The 1,335-nt window shown below is 75.3% G+C and carries 1 protein-coding gene; it reads right to left on the bottom strand.

From position 1 onward, the window contains the following. Nucleotides 1–164: 164 nt before the first annotated feature. Nucleotides 165–1,335, bottom strand: a 1,171-nt coding sequence (locus AB8Z36_RS40635) for a VWA domain-containing protein (RefSeq protein WP_369218363.1), incomplete at its 5' end; no start/stop codon positions are given.

A 1,335-nucleotide genomic window follows, 5' to 3' on the forward strand; every position in this document is an offset into this window, starting at 1 on the left:
GGGGCTAGCTGTGCGCGGTAGCGGCGCGAGGGGCGCGGGGTAGGGCGGCGAAGGCGCTTACGGGGCCGGAGCGTTTGGATGACGCGGGGCGCCGGGACGGCTGAGCCCGGGGCCATCACTTCCGCCCGGGTGCTCAGGCGCGTGCCGTCGGTTCCGGCCTGGCGTCAGACCGGCAGCAGCCGTGCGATCAGCGCCCCGAGCTGGCGGGCGTTGCGGCATTCGTGCATCTCGACCTGTGCCGCGTACGCGTACGCCGCCGAGTCGCCGGTCGACCACTGCGAGCGCTGCTCGGGGTTGAGCCAGTACACCTGGCGGGCCCGCTCGGCGATGTGCCGCAGGGCGGGCACGTTGGGGTCGCTCATGTTCGTACGGGCGTCGCCGAGGACGAAGACGGTGGAGCGCGGCCCGACCGCGTCGAGGTACCGCTCGGCGAACTCGCCGAGCGACGTGCCGTAGTCACTGCTGCCGTGCCAGCCGGTGACAGCGGCCTCGCCCGCGATACGGGCGCCGAGGCCGGCCGGGTCCGCCGTGCCGTGCGCGAGCAGCCCCGTCACCTCGTCGACGCGGTTGACGAAGGCGAACACGCGCACCTTGCTGAACTGGTCGTGCAGCGCCTGCACCAGCAGCATCGTGAAGTTGGCGAAGCCCGCCACCGAACCGGACACATCGCAGAGCAGCACCAGCTCCGGGCGGCCGGGACGGCGGCGGCGCAGCACCGGACGCATCGGGACGCCGCCGGTCGACAGCGAACCGCGCAGGGTCCTGCGCAGGTCGATGGAGCCGTGCGCGGCGCGTCTGCGGCGGGCGGCCAGGCGGGTGGCGAGCTTGCGGGCCAGCGGATGCACGGTCCTGCGCAGCTCGTCCAGGTGGGCGCGGCCCGCGAGGAGGAAGTCGACCCGGTCGGCGGTGGTCGCCACGGCGCGGCGGGCGATCTCCTCCGTACCGCGCCGCTCGGCGACCCGGCGGCGGGCCTCCGAGCGGACCCGCTCACGGAAACCCTCGATGCGCCGCCGGATCTCATCGGCCTCAAGGCGGTCGGTGAMCGCGGCGTCCCCGCCGGAGTCCGCGCGCCGGGCGGCGCGCACACGCGCGAGGAGCGTCTCGGGCCGCAGCCGCTCCAGGGTCTGATACGAGGACCAGCCGTCGGAGACCCCCGACGAGCCCGACCGGCCCGACGAGCCCGACCGGCCCGATGAGCCATAGGCGCCGAAGCCGTCGACCGCCAGCACCGCCAGCTGCCCGAGCAGTGCCTGGTCGTCGGCGGCAAGCGCGGCGACCAGACGCTCGCGCAGCGCCTCGCGGTCGAGCGCGGCGCCTTCGTGTCCGGCCCCGCCC

The sequence above is a fragment of the Streptomyces flavofungini genome, assembly GCF_041028215.1.
GTDB lineage: Bacteria > Actinomycetota > Actinomycetes > Streptomycetales > Streptomycetaceae > Streptomyces > Streptomyces flavofungini_B.